19 protein-coding genes and 1 tRNA gene are annotated in these 19,382 nt (G+C 59.4%); 12 read left to right on the plus strand and 8 right to left on the minus strand.

Annotated elements, in window-relative coordinates; all coding sequences use genetic code 11:
• The first annotated feature begins 237 nt into the window (after positions 1-237).
• Positions 238-1,044 carry a 2,5-didehydrogluconate reductase DkgB gene (gene dkgB / locus HMPREF3138_RS00215; RefSeq protein ID WP_038871396.1) on the plus strand — a complete coding sequence of 269 codons (807 nt, stop codon included), beginning with the start codon at positions 238-240 and terminating at the stop codon, positions 1,042-1,044.
• A 46-nt stretch (positions 1,045-1,090) separates the two neighbouring features.
• Here the strand turns inward: dkgB and yafC are convergent, their stop codons facing one another.
• Positions 1,091-1,975 (minus strand): DNA-binding transcriptional regulator YafC, encoded by an 885-nt coding sequence (gene yafC, locus HMPREF3138_RS00220; RefSeq protein WP_038871393.1) that lies wholly within the window; start codon positions 1,973-1,975, stop codon positions 1,091-1,093.
• A gap of 330 nt (positions 1,976-2,305) precedes the next feature.
• On the opposite strand from yafC, the gene HMPREF3138_RS00225 reads away from it, so the two are divergent.
• The gene (locus tag HMPREF3138_RS00225) at positions 2,306-3,100 is read left to right on the plus strand and encodes an endonuclease/exonuclease/phosphatase family protein (RefSeq protein WP_025160092.1); all 795 of its coding nucleotides are present in this window, start codon (positions 2,306-2,308) and stop codon (positions 3,098-3,100) included.
• Between the two features lie 52 nt (positions 3,101-3,152).
• Here HMPREF3138_RS00225 and mltD read toward each other — a convergent pair whose 3' ends face one another.
• Together mltD and gloB are read right to left on the minus strand one after the other, a co-directional pair.
• Positions 3,153-4,535, minus strand: a complete 1,383-nt coding sequence (gene mltD / locus HMPREF3138_RS00230) for a murein transglycosylase D (RefSeq protein ID WP_049288128.1) — start codon at positions 4,533-4,535, stop codon at positions 3,153-3,155.
• A 71-nt stretch (positions 4,536-4,606) separates the two neighbouring features.
• On the minus strand, positions 4,607-5,362 hold the full coding sequence (gene gloB, locus HMPREF3138_RS24935; protein WP_038871390.1) for a hydroxyacylglutathione hydrolase: 756 nt from the start codon (positions 5,360-5,362) through the stop codon (positions 4,607-4,609).
• A gap of 44 nt (positions 5,363-5,406) precedes the next feature.
• On the opposite strand from gloB, the gene HMPREF3138_RS00240 reads away from it, so the two are divergent.
• Positions 5,407-6,126, plus strand: coding sequence for a class I SAM-dependent methyltransferase (locus HMPREF3138_RS00240; RefSeq protein WP_038871387.1), 720 nt, complete (start codon positions 5,407-5,409; stop codon positions 6,124-6,126).
• Here HMPREF3138_RS00240 and rnhA read toward each other — a convergent pair.
• Positions 6,123-6,590 (minus strand): ribonuclease HI, encoded by a 468-nt coding sequence (rnhA, locus tag HMPREF3138_RS00245; RefSeq protein WP_033649910.1) that lies wholly within the window; start codon positions 6,588-6,590, stop codon positions 6,123-6,125. The two genes, HMPREF3138_RS00240 and rnhA, sit on opposite strands and share 4 nt — an antisense overlap.
• A 72-nt stretch (positions 6,591-6,662) precedes the next feature.
• On the opposite strand from rnhA, the gene dnaQ reads away from it, so the two are divergent.
• Both dnaQ and HMPREF3138_RS00255 read left to right on the plus strand, forming a co-directional pair.
• Positions 6,663-7,406: a DNA polymerase III subunit epsilon gene (dnaQ, locus tag HMPREF3138_RS00250; RefSeq protein ID WP_038871384.1), complete on the plus strand. Its 744-nt coding sequence runs from the start codon at positions 6,663-6,665 to the stop codon at positions 7,404-7,406.
• A gap of 144 nt (positions 7,407-7,550) precedes the next feature.
• Positions 7,551-7,627: transfer RNA gene (locus tag HMPREF3138_RS00255), tRNA-Asp, on the plus strand.
• Positions 7,628-7,733: 106 nt separating this feature from the next.
• Here the strand turns inward: HMPREF3138_RS00255 and HMPREF3138_RS00260 are convergent.
• Entirely contained in the window at positions 7,734-9,974 is a 2,241-nt protein-coding gene (locus HMPREF3138_RS00260; protein ID WP_038871379.1) for a TonB-dependent siderophore receptor, read from the minus strand.
• A gap of 229 nt (positions 9,975-10,203) precedes the next feature.
• On the opposite strand from HMPREF3138_RS00260, the gene HMPREF3138_RS00265 reads away from it, so the two are divergent.
• From HMPREF3138_RS00265 to hpxK, 4 genes are all read left to right on the plus strand, one after another.
• Complete coding sequence (locus HMPREF3138_RS00265) at positions 10,204-11,082, plus strand: siderophore-interacting protein (RefSeq protein WP_038871376.1); 879 nt, start codon at positions 10,204-10,206, stop codon at positions 11,080-11,082.
• A 136-nt stretch (positions 11,083-11,218) separates the two neighbouring features.
• Positions 11,219-12,058: a MurR/RpiR family transcriptional regulator gene (locus HMPREF3138_RS00270; RefSeq protein ID WP_038871373.1), complete on the plus strand. Its 840-nt coding sequence runs from the start codon at positions 11,219-11,221 to the stop codon at positions 12,056-12,058.
• 208 nt (positions 12,059-12,266) lie between these two features.
• The gene (locus tag HMPREF3138_RS00275; protein WP_038871370.1) at positions 12,267-13,511 is read left to right on the plus strand and encodes a pyridoxal-phosphate-dependent aminotransferase family protein; all 1,245 of its coding nucleotides are present in this window, start codon (positions 12,267-12,269) and stop codon (positions 13,509-13,511) included.
• Positions 13,508-14,746 (plus strand): allantoate amidohydrolase, encoded by a 1,239-nt coding sequence (hpxK, locus tag HMPREF3138_RS00280; RefSeq protein ID WP_038871367.1) that lies wholly within the window; start codon positions 13,508-13,510, stop codon positions 14,744-14,746. The genes HMPREF3138_RS00275 and hpxK overlap by 4 nt, the downstream gene beginning before the upstream one ends.
• Before the next feature lie 21 nt (positions 14,747-14,767).
• Here the strand turns inward: hpxK and HMPREF3138_RS00285 are convergent, their stop codons facing one another.
• The 3 genes from HMPREF3138_RS00285 to HMPREF3138_RS00295 are packed head-to-tail and all read right to left on the minus strand — an operon-like array spanning position 14,768 to position 17,365.
• A complete protein-coding gene (locus tag HMPREF3138_RS00285) occupies positions 14,768-15,403 on the minus strand; it encodes a LysE family translocator (RefSeq protein ID WP_038871364.1) in 636 nt (211 codons plus the stop codon).
• 40 nt (positions 15,404-15,443) lie between these two features.
• Positions 15,444-16,217 (minus strand): amidohydrolase, encoded by a 774-nt coding sequence (locus HMPREF3138_RS00290; RefSeq protein ID WP_038871361.1) that lies wholly within the window; start codon positions 16,215-16,217, stop codon positions 15,444-15,446.
• On the minus strand, positions 16,205-17,365 hold the full coding sequence (locus HMPREF3138_RS00295) for a pyridoxal phosphate-dependent aminotransferase (RefSeq protein ID WP_038871357.1): 1,161 nt from the start codon (positions 17,363-17,365) through the stop codon (positions 16,205-16,207). The genes HMPREF3138_RS00290 and HMPREF3138_RS00295 overlap by 13 nt, the downstream gene beginning before the upstream one ends.
• Positions 17,366-17,529: 164 nt before the next feature.
• Here HMPREF3138_RS00295 and HMPREF3138_RS00300 point away from each other — a divergent pair, with 164 nt between their 5' ends.
• The 3 genes from HMPREF3138_RS00300 to HMPREF3138_RS00310 are packed head-to-tail and all read left to right on the plus strand — an operon-like array spanning position 17,530 to position 19,369.
• Entirely contained in the window at positions 17,530-18,144 is a 615-nt protein-coding gene (locus tag HMPREF3138_RS00300; RefSeq protein ID WP_038871354.1) for a methylthioribulose 1-phosphate dehydratase, read from the plus strand.
• Positions 18,141-18,830, plus strand: a complete 690-nt coding sequence (gene mtnC / locus HMPREF3138_RS00305; protein WP_038871352.1) for an acireductone synthase — start codon at positions 18,141-18,143, stop codon at positions 18,828-18,830. The genes HMPREF3138_RS00300 and mtnC overlap by 4 nt, the downstream gene beginning before the upstream one ends.
• Entirely contained in the window at positions 18,827-19,369 is a 543-nt protein-coding gene (locus HMPREF3138_RS00310; protein ID WP_070558727.1) for a 1,2-dihydroxy-3-keto-5-methylthiopentene dioxygenase, read from the plus strand. The genes mtnC and HMPREF3138_RS00310 overlap by 4 nt, the downstream gene beginning before the upstream one ends.
• Positions 19,370-19,382: the final 13 nt, after the last annotated feature.

A 19,382-nucleotide genomic window follows, 5' to 3' on the forward strand; every position in this document is an offset into this window, starting at 1 on the left:
GGTTCGAGCCCCGTCCGTTCCGCCACTTAATTGATAAGCCCTGAGTCTCTGACTCAGGGCTTTTTCATATGCAAAATTCACGAAATATCGTCGAATTTGCCACCGCTCCTGCCGCTTTTTCTCAATATTGTTGCCTGCTAGGCAAAAGTTTTATACCAAACCTGGCATTTTTGCTCACTAAAAATATTGCCATACTCTTCGCATCGCTATTTATCCACTAATGAGAGAGTAAACATTGTGAGCATTCCTGCATTTGGTTTAGGTACTTTCCGCCTTCAGGATCAGGTCGTTATCGACTCGGTAAGCACGGCGCTGGAACTGGGCTATCGGGCTATCGATACCGCACAGATCTATGAAAACGAAGCGGCCGTCGGCCAGGCTATCGCCGCCAGCGGTGTGCCGCGTGACGAGCTGTTCATCACGACCAAAATCTGGATCGCGAATCTGGCCAAGGGGGTATTAATTCCCAGCCTGCGAGACAGCTTGGTCAAACTGCAGACCTCGTATGTCGATCTGACATTGATTCACTGGCCATCGCCAAACGATGAGGTGCCGGTCGCCGAGTTTATGGCTGAATTGCTGGAAGCCAAGCGATTGGGGCTAACCCGTCAGATAGGGGTATCCAATTTCACGGTCGATCTGATGCAGCAGGCGATTGACGCAGTCGGTGCCGATCAGATCGCAACCAACCAGATCGAACTGTCGCCGTTCTTGCAGAATGAAAAAGTGGTGGCGTTCGCACGGCAGCATGGCATTGCCATCACCTCTTATATGACGCTGGCGTATGGCAAAGCGTTGCAGGAGGAGACGATAAAGCGTATCGCGGCGCGGCACAATGCGACGCCGGCACAGGTGGTCCTGGCCTGGGCGCTGAAGCTCGGCTACGCGGTGATCCCTTCCTCGACCAAGCGTGAAAACCTGGAAAGCAACCTGCTAGCGCAGCAGCTACTACAGCTGAGTGATGAAGATATGGCACAGATTGCCGCGCTGGAAAGCAACGGCCGGTTGGTCAGCCCGGAAGGTCTGGCACCCGATTGGGACTAATCTTCAGATATGATGACCTCAGGCGCTCTAGAGAGCGCCTTTTTTATCACTTTAACCGCTCGCTGATAAAATCGATAAAGCTGCGCAGGCGGTTACTGACGGCGCTATCGCTGTAGTACACCGCGTTGATCGGCATTTCGAGTGGCAGCGTGTCCTCCACCAACAGGGGGACCAGATCCCCGCGTTTGACGTCTTCATCACTCATAAAGTCCGACAGGCAGGCGATGCCGTTGCCGTGCAGGCACAGGTGGCGCTGGGTTTCGCCGCTGTTGGTGGTCAGCCCTGGAACGATCTCCAGTTGGCGGCCATCGGCACAGGCCAGCGGCCACCGGTTTAGGTTAGGCAGGTCGTTAAAGCCGATGCAGCAATGGTGTACCAGATCGGCCACCGTCTTTGGCGCGCCATACTGCGCCAGGTAGGCGGGGGAGGCCAGGATGCGCCGATAGCTGGCCATCAGCTTGCGCGCTTTCAGCGTAGAGTCCGTCAGCTCGCCGACGCGGATTGCGATATCCACTTTCCGTTCGATCAAATTGATGAAGTTTTCCGAAGAAACCAATGATAGTGACATTTCCGGATAGCGTTCACGAAACTCGGCGACCAGCGGCGTCAACAGATGCAAGACGACCGGCGTTGCGGCATCGACGCGCAGCAGCCCCTGCGGGCGTTGGCGGCTTTCCAGCAACGCATTTTCCGCTGCGGCCATATCGCTCAACACCTTTTGCACCTGCCGAAAGTAGTTTTCGCCTTCCTGGGTCAGGCTGATTTGGCGTGTCGTGCGGTTGAGCAGGGTCACGCCCAGTTTGCTCTCCAGTTTTTTTACCGTACGGCTAACCACGGAGTTGGCCTGCTGCAGGCGCTCTGCCGCTCGGCTGAAGCTGCCGCTCTCCACTACGGTGACGAAGGTGATAAGCTCGTCCGAATTCGCTTTCATTCTTGCTCCACAGGCAAACATCGTTTGAAATTTTGAGCGATTTCGTCATTTAATCACGTCGGGGCATCGCCGTCACCCACTTGAGCGCGAACCTGTACATTCCTATATCCCGTGCGCATTTTGCTGGCCTTTTCGCATTTTTCACCTCTGATGCGTCACCTTTACACAGCTATACCCTCAGAATATTGAAATCACCGCGGACGGCCCCTATAACTGAAAAGGTTATGCCTGTAAAAGCCATGCCCTCTGTGCGGGGCAGGCGTATAATCAATTCACCGTTGGCGAAGTCTTCATCGCCAGTTTCATGCTAATGGGTAATAGGCGAATCGCGTGCCGAAACGAACTTATGCAATGAGGTATGTTGCAGGCCAACCAGTCGAACGAATTTTTCCTGGCGCCGTTAATCAGCCGTTGCCGCCAGGGGCTGCGCTGCCGACGACCGGCGCTCTGCGTGTCATGGTATGGAATATTTTCAAACAGCAACGAGCCGACTGGCTTTCGGTGCTGAAAAATCATGGCAAAGATGCGCAGCTGGTGTTGTTGCAAGAGGCGCAAACCACGCCGGAGCTGGTGAGCTACGCTACCGCCAACTATCTGGCGGCCGATCAGGTGCCGGCCTTTGTGTTGCCGCAACATCCTTCCGGCGTGATGACGCTGGCAGCCGCTCATCCGGTTTACTGCTGCCCGCTGCGTGAACGTGAGCCGTTGCTGCGGCTGTCCAAGTCGGCCTTGATCACCGTTTACCCGCTGTACAATGGCGAGCTGTTGATGGTGGTGAATATCCATGCGGTGAATTTTAGCCTGGGAGTCGATGTATACAGTAAGCAGCTGGGGCCGATTGGCGAGCAGATCGCCAGCCACCGGGGGCCGGTGATCATGGCGGGGGACTTCAACGCCTGGAGCCGTAAACGTATCAATGCGCTGTATGACTTTGCCGGCGAAATGGCGCTGCGCGAGGTGAGCTTCACCGACGATCACCGCCGCAAGGCCTTTGGCCGTCCGCTGGACTTCGTGTTTTACCGTAACCTGGGGGTCGTGGAGGCGTCGGTGCTGGTGACCAGCGCGTCGGATCACAATCCGTTGTTGGTGGAGTTCCACCCGGAAAAAGACTCCCCCGTCTGGTGAAGCACAGGTAATAAAAAAGCACCCCGAGGGGTGCTTTTTTTGTGCCGGAAACTTAGGTATCCGGCGTTAGCTTGTTGCCGACAAACAGGGTCAACTTCAGACCGGGTTGCAGACTGCCTTTGGCGAGCGTTGAATTCCAACGCATCACGTCGTTAATATCGACGCCGTGACGACGTGCAATACTGGCGAGCGAATCACCTTTACGAACCTGATAGGTGATACTGCTGTTACTGCCAGTATTGCTGGCCACTTGCAGGGTTTGCCCAACTTTTAGGGCGCTCTTGGCGCGCAAGTTGTTCCAACTCTGCAAATCGCTGGTCTTAACGTTCAGCCGCTTGGCAATGCCCGATAAAGTGTCGCCGGAGCGTACTTTATACGAACTGCCACCGGACAAACCGCTGTTCTTCGCCAACTGCGTCGTTGGCTGAGTCACGGCGATCTGGCCATCGGCCAGCGAGTCTTTCAGCTGATCGGCATGGCCTTTGGGAACCATGATGTAATGGGGCCCATTGGGTGCCGTAACGCCTTTTTTGTAGCCTGGGTTATACGCTTTCATCTTGGTGACCGAAAGCCCTGCCATCTCAGCCGCCTGAGTCAGCTGGATCTGCTGTCCGACATCGATACGCGCCAGCGCACGGGTTTCATCCGTTTTCGGGAGTTTCACGCCGTACTTCTTGCTGTTCTTGATGATGTCGCTCAGCGCCAGCATTTTCGGGACATAGATTGACGTTTCACGCGGAAGCGACAGTGCCCAGAAATTGGTTGGCTTACCCTGGCGTTTGTTTGCCTTCACCGCTTGCATAACGCGACCTTCACCACTGTTATAGGCGGCTACGGTCAGTAACCAGTCGCCGTTAAACATGCGGTTCAAGCGTTGCATCATGTTAAGCGCAGCGGTTGTCGAGGCGACGACATCGCGTCGACCGTCATACCACTGATTGTTTTTCAAACCATAATTGCGACCCGTTTGCGGCACGATTTGCCATAGCCCTGCGGCGTTGGCACTTGACGTGGCGTGTGGGTCAAAAGCGCTCTCCACTATGGGTAGCAGTACCAGTTCCATCGGCATATTACGTTTCTTAATCTGCCCGACTATCCAGTACATGTACGGCTCTGCCCGTAATGTTACATCGTGGAGATAGCTCTTACTTTTTAAGTACTTTCTTTTCTGATCACGGATCCGGGAATTTTCCGGAACCTCCATCTTCAGCTCGTCGCTAATGAAGTTCCACAGGTCCTGTTGCGCGGCGGGACTGTTGTTATCCAACCACCGCGCCGAGCTCGCTCGGCCATTTGCTGTGTACTCTCCTGCTTCACCATCTTGACCAGCCGAAGACAAACTCTGTGCATGCTGTTCTGGCGCCGGTGCGTCCTGCCTGGACGACTGGCAACCCACTAGCAAGACTGAGGCGAGAAATATCGCTTTAGCCTTCATGTGTGTGTCAATGTAGTTGCTTAAAAGACGAGCAATAATACTTTGCTTCGCCAAATAACACAACTAAAAGCTTAGAAGTTATCTTTCCGCAGGCGTAATTCGGAAAAAACTGAATGAAGGCTTTCCGGTGGTGAATTAAAGCCTAATTTCTTTTGTAAATCAGCGTCATGGCAACGTAAAAACAGGTTAATTTTGCGCTCTAATTGCAATGTGGTCGGTACGCTGGCTTGGCCTTTTGACCTTAACGCTTCAACATGTTGTTGATATGTTTCAATCTCTCGATCTTCCGGCAAAATAGCCCGCGCAAACTTAAGATTTGAAAGAGTATATTCATGCGCGCAGCAAATTAAGGTGTTATCGGGAAGTTGCGCGAGTTGTTGAAATGAGTCGTACATTTGTTTGGCGGTGCCTTCAAACAGCCTGCCGCAGCCGGCAGAGAACATTGTGTCGCCGCAGAACAGATAAGGGGCACTATAGAATGCCACATGGCCTAACGTATGGCCGGGGACGGCGAACGTCCTGTACTGGCGCCCATCGATGTTAAAGGTGTCGCCGTCGCGGACGATGTGATTGGCGCCTTTGTCTGCGGTTTCTTGCGGCCCATAGACGGCCAGGCCGGGATACTGAGCCACGATCTGCGCCACGCCACCGACGTGATCGTGATGGTGGTGGGTCAGCAGGATCGCCGCCGGCACCAGCTGCAGGCGCTGCAGCGCTTCGAGCACCGGCTGCGCCTCACCCGGATCGACGATAATGCAGCGTCCCTGCCGGTCATCCAATAACCAAATGTAATTGTCCTGGAAGGCGGGAATGCTGATAAGATTCATGGTGTACCTCTCGTTGGCAACGGCTTGAAAGAAGATAATAAATCATGAAACCAGCCCATACTCTACAAAAGCTCACCGGCCCGCAGTCCTGGGCGGAGCTGCCGTGGGGGGAGTACTATCGTGAAGCGCTCGAGCGGCAGTTGCAACCCTGGTGGCCGAAGCTGTTCGGTTTCCATCTGCTGAAGATGGGCATGCTCAGCGCCGAGCTGGCCACGGACAAATGCGCGATTTCCCATCAGGTCAACGTAGGGCTGGAGGGCGAAGGGCTGCAGGTGATCGCCGATGCTTATCAACTGCCGTTTGCCGCCAAGTCGGTGGATGCCTGCCTGTTGGCGCATACGCTGTCCTACGCGGACGATCCGCACCGCATGTTGCGCGAGGTGGACAGGGTATTGATCGACGACGGCTGGTTGGTTATCAGCAGCTTCAATCCGTTCAGCCTGTTGGGATTGGGCAAGCTGGTGCCCGGATTGCGTCGCCGTCAGCCCTATGTCAGCCGCATGTTTACCCAGATGCGGCTGCTGGATTGGCTCAGCCTGCTGAATTATGAGGTGCTGCACCAGGCGCGTTTTCACGTGCTACCGTGGCATCGCCAGGGCGGAAAATTTTTATGCACCCATTTGCCGGCGCTGGGCTGCATGAGCGTGATTGTCGCGCGCAAACGCACCTTGCCGCTGACGCCTACGCCGATGAAACTGGGGGCGAGAAAACCGTCTCTCAGCCGCGCGGTGGGCGCGACCAAGAGCTACCGCAAACTGCCTTAGGCTTCCGGTTGGTAACCGACGTCTTCCTGCGTCGGTTTGCCGGCCGCTTCGCGCGCCAGCACGTCACAACGTTCGTTCTCCGGGTGGCCGGCGTGGCCCTTGACCCATTCCCATTTTACCTCGTGGCGCTGAATGGCCAGATCCAACCGCTGCCACAGATCGACATTCTTGACCGGCTTTTTGTCGGCGGTTTTCCAGCCGCGCTTCTTCCAGTTATGGATCCAGCTGGTGATGCCCTGGCGCACATACTGGCTGTCGGTGCTGAGCGTCACGGCGCAGGGTACGGTCAGCGCTTCCAGCGCCACGATCGCCGCCATCATTTCCATGCGGTTATTGGTGGTCAGACGAAAACCCTCGCTGAAGGTTTTTTCCGTCTGCTTATAGCGTAATATCGCACCGTAACCCCCGGGGCCGGGATTGCCAAGGCAGGAGCCATCGGTGAAAATTTCTACCTGTTTGAGCATCTCTGGTAGACTCTTCCTATCAGTTTTATAAAAGCCAAGTCTGACATAAACGAGCGCTGTGAGCACTGCAATATGATCTCTACAACCACCAGACAGATTGTCCTCGATACCGAAACCACCGGTATGAACAAGCTTGGGGTGCACTACGAAGGGCACCGCATCATCGAAATTGGTGCGGTGGAGGTGATTAACCGCCGCCTGACCGGGCGCAATTTCCACGTTTACATCAAGCCGGATCGGCTGGTGGATCCGGAGGCTTACGGCGTACACGGCATCAGCGACGATTTCCTGGCCGACAAGCCGACCTTCGATCAGGTTGCCGACGAATTCCTCGACTTTATCCGCGGCGGCGAGTTGGTGATCCATAACGCGGCGTTCGATATCGGCTTTATGGATCACGAATTCCGCATGTTGCAGCAGGGCATCCCGAAGACCGAGACCTTCTGCACCATCACCGACAGCCTGTTGATGGCGCGCCGCCTGTTCCCGGGCAAGCGCAACAACCTCGATGCCTTGTGCAGCCGCTATGAGATAGACAACAGTAAGCGTACGCTGCACGGCGCATTGCTCGATGCCGAGATCCTGGCGGAAGTCTATCTGGCGATGACCGGCGGTCAGACCTCGATAGCGTTCCAGATGGAAGGTGATACCCAGCAAAACGACGCCGCACAAGAAATTCAGCGCATCGTTCGCCCGGCGACGGCGATGAAAGTGGTCTACGCCAGCGACGAAGAAGTGAAGGCGCATGAGGCGCGTCTGGATCTGGTGGCGAAAAAGGGCGGCAGCTGCCTGTGGCGCGGTGCGCCGGCCGAGTAACGGCATTGCTGCACGAAAAAAACGCACCGGATGAACCTTCGTTGAAAAACTGTGCAAACGGTTCATTTGGTGAGAAAAAGGCGTTGACGGAACCGAGAGGCGTCCGTAATATGCGCCTCGTTCCCCCGCAAGAGGGAATGGCGCGGAGCGGTAGTTCAGTTGGTTAGAATCCCTGCCTGTCACGCAGGGGGTCGCGGGTTCGAGCCCCGTCCGTTCCGCCACTATTCAGAAGCCCTGAGTTAGCGATAACTCAGGGCTTCGTCGTTTCTGCTCTCTGCAAAACGGAGCGGCCCAATAAACGGGGCCGGCAGACCGGCCCCTTAATCCTCAGAACAACACCGAGTAGTTCAAGCCGAAGGTGCGTCCGCGGCCTTTATAACTGTACAGCTCAGGCGAGCCGTAGGTCGGGCTGTACAGGATCGGCGCACGCTGGCCCCAAACGGTGGTGTACTCCTTGTCCAGCAGGTTTTCCACGCTGAAGCTGATTTTCCCTACCGGCAGGGCATAGCTGCCGAGGAAGTCGAGGGTGTTGTAGCCATCGATCTTGCGGCCCTGGGTGGAATTGACCTTGGTGTAATCGCCGTCGTCCGACACGTCGAAGGTTTGCTGCGACTGTAAGCGCAGATTCCAGTCGCCCGGCGCCCAGCCGACATAGGCGGTGATTTTCGATGGGCTGGCGGTATCGACTACCAGCTTCTTCCATTCGCCGTTGACCTTGGTTTCGGATCGAATAATGTTGAAGTTGGTGCCGGCGCTCCAGTCGCTGTCTTCAAAGAAATAATCCACCGCGCCTTCCACCCCGTAGATGCGGCGCTTATCCGCATTGACGTTGATGGTCATGTCGGTTTTGTTGATGGCGATGCTCTTGTCGGACAGCGAATAGTAGGCGGCGATTTGCGTGCGCAGGTTATCGCCGGTATAGCGCCAACCCAGCTCGTAGGCATTGACCTTGATGCCTTCCAGCTTGGAATCACCGACGTTGACGCTCTTCAGCAATTGGTAATGGCCGCCGTTCAACGCGTAGGTGCCGTTGCCGTAATACTTGCCCGGGTCCGGGATCTCGAAGCCCTGAGAGAAATTGAACCAGGTTTGCTGGCGATCGGTCAGGTGCGCCAACAGGCCGGCGTTGAACAGCGCGTTGTTGTAGTCGGTTTTCCCTCCCGGTATCGCGTCGGCAGAAGTCGCGGCGCCGGTGGCGATCGCCTGTTGCTGGTTATAGCCGACGAAGTCGTCAATCTTGTTTTCGGTGTACTGGTAACGCACGCCGCCGCTCAGGGTGAAGATCGGGTTGATGTCGTAGCTGGCCTGCAGGAACGACGCCAGGTTGCTGGTGGTATAGCTCGGATAGCGGCCGGTGTTGTAGGCGTTCTCCAGCGTCATGCCGCCGGACTGTTGCGCCTTCGCCAGGTTGAAGAACTGCTGGTTGGCGTTGAAGCTCTCATGTTCGGCGTCGATGCCGTAAGTCAGCGTCAGCGCATCGACAGGCTTGCTGTTTAACGTCAGCTTGCCGCCGTAGAAATCGGTTTTTTGCTGCGAAGCGCCAATGCTGCTGACGTAATAGTTCGGCGCTTTGTCCGCCAGCGTCGGGAACGGGTAGAAGGTCAGGGTTTCGTCGCGGTAGTAGACCTGCGCCACCAAATCCTGGCCGAGGAAATCGGTGTTGGAATACTGCAGGTTGATCAGATGGCGTTCGGTGCCGGGGATACGGTCGGAATTTAAGTTGCCGCTGTTGTAAGCCTTGGCGTTACCGGTCACCGCCGCAAAGTTCTCTCCCAGGAACAGGCCGTGATCGCCGTCGGATTGGCTTTTATAGTATTGAGTGGTCAGCTGCAGCTGTTGATGATCGTCGATGTTGAGGGTGCCGGTGCCCATGACGTCGAGGCGATCGGAATACTGCAGGCCGGTTTGGGTATTGTCGATCAGCACCTCGTTGCCTTTGCCGTCATACCAGCCGCCGTAGCGCTGGTAAGAAACGGACAGGCGCCCCGAGGCGTTGTCGTTGCCGCCGCTGACCGCCGCCGCCACGTTCTCGTCGTGATCGTTATGGCTGCCAAAGCCGGTTTTACCGCCGATCTGCAACTCGACCTGCTGTTCCTGCTGCCCTTTTTTGGTGACGATGTTGATCAGGCCGCCGGTGCTGCCGCCGCCGTACAGCGAGGTCGCGCCGGAAATCACCTCAATATGATCGATATTGAACGGATCGATCGAATCCAATTGGCGGCTGTCGCTGCGCGATGAATTCAGGCGTACGCCGTCGATCATCACCATCATCGAACGGCCGCGCATATTCATGCCATAGTTGGTGCGGCCCTGGCCGCTGACGTCCATGCCGGGGATCAGCTGCGCCAACATGTCCTTGATCTCTTTACCACCCTGAACCTGCTGTTCGATCTCCTGGCTTTCAATGATCCAGGTCGTCTGCGCCATTTCCGCCGTGCTACGGTGCGAACGGCTGGCGGAGACCACCAACTGCTCTTCGTTGCCGGCTTTCTGATCCTCTGCCCAAGCCGCCGGCGCAAGCATTGCCAGCAGACAAGGGTTCAATACCCAAAGGTGTTTGCGTTTCATCGTTATTTCCCAGGTGATATTGTTATTACGTTATTTTTGAGAATGATTCTTTTATCAATAACGTTTCTTGTTATCAATAAAATCATGATATGATTTTTTGCGATACATTAACGTAATTAATTAGTTTTATTAACATTTTACCCGCTGCACGATCGCGCACTCCACGCCGTCAAACGGTAGCCGATCGGCCATACGTATAAGCGACAGCCGTTGCCGGAGAATCGAGAACATGTCCGCCAGCTACAGAATTTTTGATATCACCTTGAAAAGCAAAACGCTGATTTCACCTTCGCTGGTGCGCTGCGTGTTTGAAGGTGCGGATATTCATCGGATGAAGCTGGAAGCGCCGGATCAGCGCATCAAACTGTTGTTCCCGGCAGTGGACGGCAAGATCCCGCAGTTGGTCAACGGCCCGGACTGGTACGGCGATTACATGGCGATCCCCAAAGAACAGCGTCCGGTGATGCGCACCTATACGCTGCGTGCGCTGCGCCGTGAGCAGAATCAGATGGACGTCGAATTCGTGCTGCATGGCGTGAACGGCCCGGCCTCCGCTTGGGCGACCCACGCCGAGCCGGGTGACGCCCTTCAGACGGTCGCCCCCAACGCTGACTTCGACGGCGACAGCGGCGGCTACGAATGGGCGCCGCCGGCGCAGTTGCAGCAGGCGCTGTTGATCGCCGATGAAACGGCGGTGCCGGCGGCGATGGGTATTCTGGAGCAGCTGGCGCAGCAGGCCAATCCGCCGCGGGTACAGGCATTTTTCGAGGTGCCGGTGGCGGGGGATTGCCTGGATTTGGCCCGTTTCCCGTTCGCCGAGGTTTACTGGCTGCCGCGTGACGTGGGCCACCAACTGGCGCATGGCACGCTGCTGGTGGAGGCGGTGCGCCAGCGGGTCGATATCCCCGCGTCGGCGTGTGCGCAGGCGCAGTCCCTGGCGGAAAGCAGCCTGAGTGATGAGGTGTTGTGGGAGCGGGCGGCCGGCGGTAACGCTTTTTATGCCTGGGTGGCGGCCGAGTCTTCCACGGTGAAAACGCTGCGGCGTTATCTGATCGGCGAACGCGATCTGGATCGCGCTACCGTCAACTTCATGGCCTATTGGTGCTGAACGCGCGGCCCTTTTCCGGCATTGACGCGGGAGAAGGGCATGCCGCTGCCATTCCCCGCCCACGAATAATCGCTTGCCAGCGGGTAGTTCGACCGTGTTATGTTCCGCTGAAACGAAGGTTACAGCGAGAACGATAATGCAACGGTTCGACGAACGCCTGCGCCGCGACTACCCACAGCTGACGCCGCAGGAGCAGCGGGTAGCCGACTTCATCTTCGATCACTATGACGATTTGATCGGTTACAACAGTGCCGAACTGGCGCGCCTGAGCGGCGTTTCCAAAGCCACGGTCAGCCGCTTGTTCAAACGGCTGGGCTACCCCAACTACCGCGCCATGCGGGATGAGCTGCGCACCCTGCGCCAAAGTGGCATGCCGCTGACCGACAGCCGCGAGGCGGTACAGGGCGATACGCTGTTGGCGCGGCACTGTAAGCAGGAAATGGCCAATCTCACCCGCTGGGTAAAGCAGATCGATGCGGTGCAGTTCAGCGCGGCGATCGCCGCACTGGCGCAGGCGCGAGGCGTACTGCTGCTGGGGCTGCGCAACAGCTATCCGGTGGCGATGCACCTGCGTCAGCAGCTGATGCAGGTGCGTGAACAGGTGCTGCTGGCGCCGCAGCCGGGGCAGACGCTGGCGGAAGATCTGGCGGGGCTGACGCCGCAGGACGTGGCGGTGGTGGTGGCGTTCCGTCGCCGGCCGCGCCAGATAAAGGCAGTGCTGGCGCTGTTGCAAAGCCGCGGGGTGCCGACGCTGTTGATCTGTGAACCGCAGGCGCAGGCGTTGTTCCCGTTGGCCAACTGGCATTTGACCGTGCCGCTCGACAGCGTGTCGGCCTTTGACAGCTATGCTGCCGCCATGAGCCTGGCCAGCCTGCTCAGCAATGCGTTGCTGCATGAGCGGCTGGCGCAGGGGCGGCAGCGCATTCATCACGTCGCCGAACTGTTCCAGGCGCTGGACGAACTGGAGCTGCGTTAAGCGCGGCAGGTCATTTCCCTTCCTTCACCTTCCGCCGTTTAAGGCGGATCGGTCACCTCATTGTGTTACTTTGGTTTCATTAATTGATCATAAGAATCTTTTGTTTCAACTGAATCCCTATCGGGAGTAGGCTGTTGGGCAGCAAACAAACGTCATGTCGACGCTGACGGCATAACTCAATAACTTACTAAGCTGACAGGGAATGAACATGTTGGATATCTCGCAATTCGATCAGATTAACCCGCCGGCGCGCCTGCTGATGGGGCCGGGGCCGATCAACGCCGATCCGCGCGTGCTGCGTGCCATGTCGAGTCAGCTGATCGGCCAGTACGATCCGGCGATGACCGGTTACATGAATCAGGTCATGGCGCTGTACCGCGCGCTGTTCCGCACCGAAAACCGCTGGACGATGCTGGTGGACGGCACCTCGCGCGCCGGTATCGAGGCGCTGCTGGTTTCCGCCGTTCGGCCGGGCGATAAGGTGCTGGTGCCGGTCTTCGGCCGTTTCGGGCATCTGCTGTGCGAGATTGCCCGCCGCTGCCGTGCCGAGGTACACACGATCGAGGTACCGTGGGGCGAGGTGTTCAGCGCCGATCGTATCGAAGACGCGATTAAGCGAGTGCGCCCGCGCCTGCTGCTGACGGTGCAGGGCGACACCTCCACCACCATGCTGCAGCCGCTGCATGAGCTGGGCGATATCTGTCGCCGCCATGGCGTGCTGTTCTATACCGATGCGACGGCTTCCTTCGGCGGTAACCCGCTGGAGACCGATGCCTGGGGGCTGGATGCGGTCTCCGCTGGGCTGCAGAAGTGCCTGGGCGGCCCCTCCGGCAGCTCGCCGGTCACTCTCAGCCCGCAGTTTGAAGAGATTGTGCGCCGCCGTAAATGCGTGGAGGAGGGGATCCGCACCGCCGAGCACGCCGACGGCGACGATGAGATGATCTACTCCAACTATTTCGACATCGGCATGATCATGGATTATTGGGGGCCGGAGCGCCTCAATCACCATACCGAAGCCACCAGCATGCTGTTCGCGGCGCGAGAGTGCGCGCGGGTGATCCTCGAAGAAGGGCTGGATCACGCCATCGCCCGCCACCGGCTGCACGGCGCGGCGATGCTGGCGGGCATCCGGGGCATGGGGTTGGCGGTGTTCGGCGATCTCGAGCACCGCATGAACAACGTGCTTGGCGTGGTGATCCCGCCGCAGGTACAGGGTGAACAGGTGCGGCAGATGATGCTGAACGACTTTGGCATTGAAATCGGCACCTCGTTCGGCCCGCTGCAGGGCAAGATCTGGCGCATTGGCACCATGGGCTACAACGCGCGCAAAGATTGCGTGCTGCAAACCCTGGCGGCGCTGGAGGCGGTGCTGAACCGCTTCGGTTTCGCCAGCAAGCAGGGCGAGGCGTTGCAGGCCGCCTGGAACGTTTATGACGCAGGCAAGCGTGAATGACGCCGTTGGAGGCACAGCAGGCCGCCGCACGGGTGATGGCGCGCTGTGACGAGCTGGCGGCGATCAGCGCAGAGCCCGATCGGCTGACGCGTCTTTATCTCTCCGCCGAACATCGGCGCGCCAATCACCGGGTCGGGGTGTGGATGCGTGAGAGCGGCATGCAGGTTTGGCAGGACAGCGTCGGCAATATCTGCGGCCGTTATGAAGGGCACACGCCCGGTGCCCCCGCGCTGCTGCTCGGTTCGCATCTGGACACGGTGCGTAATGCCGGGCGCTATGACGGCATGCTCGGCGTGCTCACGGCGCTGGAAACGGTGGCGCACTATCACCGCCAGGGGCATCGATTACCGCTGGCGCTGGAGGTGATCGGCTTTGCCGACGAGGAGGGCGCGCGCTTTGGCGTCACGCTGCTCGGCAGCCGCGGCCTGACCGGCCAGTGGCCCGCAGAGTGGCTGGCGCGCACCGACGCCGACGGCGTGAGCATAGCGCAGGCGATGCGCGACTTTGGGCTGGATCCGGCGGCGATCGCGCAGGCGCATCGCGCACCAAACGAAATTCGCGCCTATCTCGAATTACATATCGAACAGGGCCCATGTCTGGAGGCGGCCGATTTGGCGCTGGGCGTGGTGACGGCGATCAATGGCGCGCGCCGGCTTAACTGCACTTTCAGCGGCGAGGCGGGCCACGCTGGCACGGTGCCGATGGGGCAGCGCAAAGATGCGCTGGCGGCCGCAGCAGAATGGATCACGGCGGTCGAAACGCTGACCTGCGCCGCCGATTCGCCACTGGTGGCCACCGTCGGCTGCATCGAGAGTCTGCCGGGCGCGGTCAATGTGATCCCCGGTGAGGTGAAATTGACGCTCGATGTGCGCGGCCCGCAGGATGCGCCGCTGGCGGCGCTATTGACGGCGTTGCTGGCGCAGGCGCAGGCGATCTGCGCGCGGCGTGGAATGCGCTTCGCCAGCGAGGCGTTTTATTGCATCGATGCCACCGCCTGCGACGTGGACCTGCAGCGCCGCTGGCAGGCGGCTGTTGCACAAGTGCAGGGCCGTAGTCTGGCGTTGCCGAGCGGCGCCGGGCACGACGCCATCGCCGTGGCGGCGCAATGGCCGGTCGGCATGCTGTTCGTGCGTTGCGCCGGCGGCGTCAGCCATCATCCGGACGAAGCGGTGCGGCAGGCGGACGTGGCGCTGGCGATCCAGGCCTATTGCCTGATGATCGCCGGCTGGGAGTAGCCTGCTGGCAGGACGGCATCCCTAAGACGAGGCGTTGCGGCGATAGAGGCTCAGGGCGACGGCCAATCCGGCCAGCAGCCCGGCGCAGGTACGGTTCAGCCAGCGCAGAGCGCGGCCGGACAAGATACGCATGGCATGGTGGCCGCCAAGCGCGTAGAGGCTCATCAGGGCGATATCGATCAGGGCCGTCACCAGAGCGAGAATGACGTATTGCAGCGCCACGTCGCCCTCTGGCCGAATGAACTGTGGCAGAAAGGCGGAAAAGAACAGCAGCCCCTTGGGATTGGAGAGTGCGACCAGCAGCGAGCGCATAAACGCAGCGCGGCCGTTGCGGGCGCCGGGCATGGTGTCCTGCGCCGCCTGCGGGGCACCAAGCGGCGCGCGCCACAGTTGGTAGGCGAGATAGAACAAATAAGCTGCGCCGGCCCATTTGACCAGCGTGAAAAGCTGTTCGGAAGCTTGCAATATAGCCCCCAGGCCGCAGCCGACGGCGCCAATCAACAGCAGGTCGGACAGCGCCGCGCCCGCAATGCCGAAGGCGGCGACGCGTTTGCCTTTGGTGGCGCCGTTATTGAGCGCCAACAGCATGGTTGGGCCCGGTATGATGGTGACCGCCGCGACGGCCACGGTATAGAGCAAGAGCGTCGTCATATCCATATCACTTCTCCTTGCGTTATAGGCCAGGGGAGCCGGGCATTCAATCTAAACGCAGAAAGCTGTCGGCGTCGCGCCAGGCCGGGAAGGCGCTGCGGTAACTCTGCAGGGTTTCCAGCGACAGCTCGGCGTCCAGCCGCGTGGCCGCGCCGGGCTCCGCATTCGCCAGGATCTCGCCTTGAGGGCTGATGATTAAACTATCCCCGCTGTAGCTCAGGCCGTTGGGATCGTCGCCCACCCGGTTGCAGCCCGCCACGTACACCTGGTTTTCAATCGCCCGCGCCGCCAGCAGCGTTTGCCAATGGCTGCTGCGCGGCGCCGGCCAGTTGGCGACGTACAGCGCCAGATCGTAATCCTGCTGATAGCGCGCCCAAACCGGGAAACGCAGGTCGTAGCAGATCTGCGGCAGGATGCGCCAGCCGCGCCACTCGAAGATTTCACGCCGGTTGCCGGCCTGGTAGTGCAGATGTTCGCCGGCCATGCGGAACAGGTGGCGTTTGTCATAGGCGTGCACCTGGCCGCCCGGCTCGACCAGCAGGAAGCGGTTAACCGCACCTTCGTCAGTTTTCAGCGCCACGCTGCCGCCGATTAACGCGTGGCTTTTCACTGCCCAACCGTGCAGCCAGTCGATCACCTGCTGTTCGGGCAGGGCGCTCTCGCCGGCATCCATGGCGAAACCGGTGGTGAACATCTCCGGTAAGACGATGAGATCCCGGCCGACGATCGGCGCCAGCAACGCATCGAAAGCCGCCAGGTTGGCGGGGCCGTCGCGCCAGACCAGCGGTTGCTGCAACAGGGTAATTTTTAAAGTCGACATAACCGCTCCGCAGCTGCATCCAGCGTGGCGTCCTGTTTAGCGAAGCACAGCCGGATCAATTTATGGGGGAAAGGATCGGCACAGAAGACCGACAGCGGAATGGCCGCCACGCCCACGTGCTCGGTTAACCAATGGCAGAATGCGACATCGTCCAGATCGGAGATGACGCTGTAGTCCGCCAGCAAGAAGTATGTACCCGCACAGGGTAAAATTTCCAGTCGGCTGCTCGTCAGCGCCTGTACAAAGCGGTCGCGTTTGGCGCGATAGAACGCCGGCAGCTGTCGCCAGTGCTCCGGCTCGGCGCGCAGGCTATCCGCCAGCGCCAGCTGGGCCGGGGTATTGACCGAAAAGGTCAGGTATTGATGCACCTTGCGCACCTCGGCGCTCAGCGCGGCGGGTGCCACGCAATAGCCCACTTTCCAGCCGGTCATGTGGAAGGTTTTGCCGAAAGAGGACACCGCGATCGCGCGTTGGCGCAGCTGCGGGTGGGCCAGCACGCTGGCGTGCCCGCCTTTGGCGAAGCAGATGTGTTCGTAAACCTCGTCGCTGAGCACGTAGATTTCGCGTTCGGCGATAGCGTGCCACAGCTGCTGCATGTCTTCCGCCTGCCAGGCGGTGGCGGACGGGTTGTGCGGCGTGTTGACGATCACCAGGCGGGTGCGCGGCGACAGCGCGGCGGCGAACCCTGGCCAATCCACGGCAAACGCGGGCGGCTGCAGGGCGATGCGTTTGAGTATGCCGCCGGCCAACGTGACCGCCGGCGCATAGCTGTCATAGCTGGGATCGAAGCAGACCACTTCGTCGCCGGGGCGCACCAGCGCGCTGATGGCGGCGAACAGCGCTTCGGTGGCGCCGGAGGTGACGGTCACTTCGGCGGTGGCGTCCGGTTGCCAGCCATACAGCTCGGCGGTTTTGTCGGCGATGGCTTCGCGCAGCGGCGCCACGCCGGTCATTGGCGCATACTGGTTGGCGCCCTGGGCGACGTGCCAGGCCAGACGTTCTTTCAGGTAGTCCGGGCCGTCGAAATCGGGGAAGCCCTGCGACAGGTTGATCGCCTGGTGCTGCTGCGCCAGCGCGCTCATCTGGGTAAAGATGGTGGTGCCCAGTGAGGGCAGTTTACTTTCGGGAACCAATGCGGAAGTGCTCATAGCAGGTGAATACTCCAGGCGCTTATATTGCCGTCAATATAACACGATGCTAGTATTTGGCAATCAAGACGCTTAGATGGCTAAATGCGAAAAAGTGCTTAGCCCGCCACGCGGCACGCCAAGCCTCATCTGCCGGCCGCCTTACCGAACGGGAAACGATAATAATGACGGAGAATCCGCAACTTACCGCATTGCTGGCGGCCTGCCACTGGATTGGCGACAAAGGCTGGTGCCCGGCGACCGGCGGCAACATGTCGCTGCGCCTGGACGAACGTCAGTGCCTGGTCACCGAGTCCGGCAAAGACAAGGGTAGCCTCAGCGCCACCGATTTTCTGCGGGTGGATATCGCCGACAATCATGTGCCGAGCGGCCGCACGCCATCGGCGGAGACTGGGCTGCATACGCTGCTCTACCGCCTGTCTGCGCACATCGGCGCGGTGCTGCATACCCATTCCGTCAACGCTACCGTACTGTCGCGGGTGGAGCGCGGCGATGCGCTGGTGCTGCAGGGGTACGAAATGCAGAAGTCGCTGGCCGGCCAGCGCAGCCACCTGGACAGCGTGGCGATCCCCATTTTCGATAACGATCAGGACATCCCCCGGCTGGCGGCGCGCGTGGCGGCCTATGCCGAGGCCACGCCGCTGCAATACGGCTTTCTGGTACGCGGCCACGGCCTGTATTGCTGGGGGAGCCAGGTGGCGGAAGCCCGCCGCCATCTCGAAGGGCTGGAATTCTTGTTCCAGTGTGAACTGCAACGCCGCTTACTGGAGGCGAAATGATCCGCGCTATCGTGACCGACATTGAAGGCACCACCAGCGATATTCGCTTTGTGCATCAGGTACTGTTTCCTTACGCCCGCGAACGGCTGGCGGATTTTGTGCGCCGCCATGCCACTGAGAGCGAAGTCGCCGCACCGCTGGCGGCGCTGCGCGCTGAAATTGGCCAGCCACAGGCGGATCTCGACGCGCTGATCGCCGTGCTGTACCGCTTTATGGATGAAGATCGCAAATCCACCGCGCTCAAAGCGCTGCAGGGCATCATCTGGCGCAGCGGCTACCGCGAAGGGGATTTCCGCGGGCATCTTTACCCGGAAGTCGCGGGGCAGTTGGCCGCCTGGCAGCGGCAGGGAGTGAAGCTCTACGTCTATTCCTCCGGTTCGGTGGAGGCGCAGAAGCTGCTGTTCGGCCACAGCGACGCGGGCGATCTGCAGCCGCTGTTCAGCGGCTATTTCGATACGCACGTTGGCGCCAAGCGGGAAACCGCGTCGTACCGCAACATTGCGCAGGCTATCGGCATCGCGCCCGACGAGCTGCTGTTTTTGTCCGACATCCACCAGGAGCTGGATGCGGCGCAGGCCGCCGGCTGGCATACCTGCCAGCTGATCCGCGATGAGGCGGACGACCAGAGCCGGCATCCGCAGGTTAACCGTTTTGATCGTATCGATTTAGGGGAGTTCGTCTCATGAGTGGATTGACCATTTTCAGCGATACAGCGCCGCAGCAACCGCTGTGGCAGAGCCGCGATGCGCAGGAGATCCAGCGCCAGTTGGCGCAGATCGGCGTGCGCTTTGAGCGCTGGCAAGCGGATCGCGAGCTGGGAAACAACCCGCAGCCGGAGGCGGTGATCGCCGCCTACCAGCATGAGATAGACCGGCTGGTGGCGGGAAAGGGCTACCAGAGCTGGGACGTGATCAGCATGCGGCCGGACCACGAGCAGCGCCAGGCGCTGCGTGAAAAATTCCTGTCCGAACATACGCACGGTGAAGATGAAGTGCGCTTTTTCGTCGAAGGCGCAGGGCTGTTTTGCCTGCATCTGGACGGCAAGATCTTCCAGATCCTGTGTGAAAAGAACGATCTGATCTCGGTGCCGGCCAACACCCGGCACTGGTTCGATATGGGATCGGCGCCTCATTTCACCGCGATCCGGGTGTTCGACAATCCAGAAGGCTGGGTAGCGCATTTTACCGGCGACAAGATCGCCGATAGCTACCCGCGTCTGGACTGAGTGCGAATGCGGG

It is taken from the genome of Serratia sp. HMSC15F11 (assembly GCF_001808215.1).
Taxonomy (GTDB): domain Bacteria; phylum Pseudomonadota; class Gammaproteobacteria; order Enterobacterales; family Enterobacteriaceae; genus Serratia; species Serratia nevei.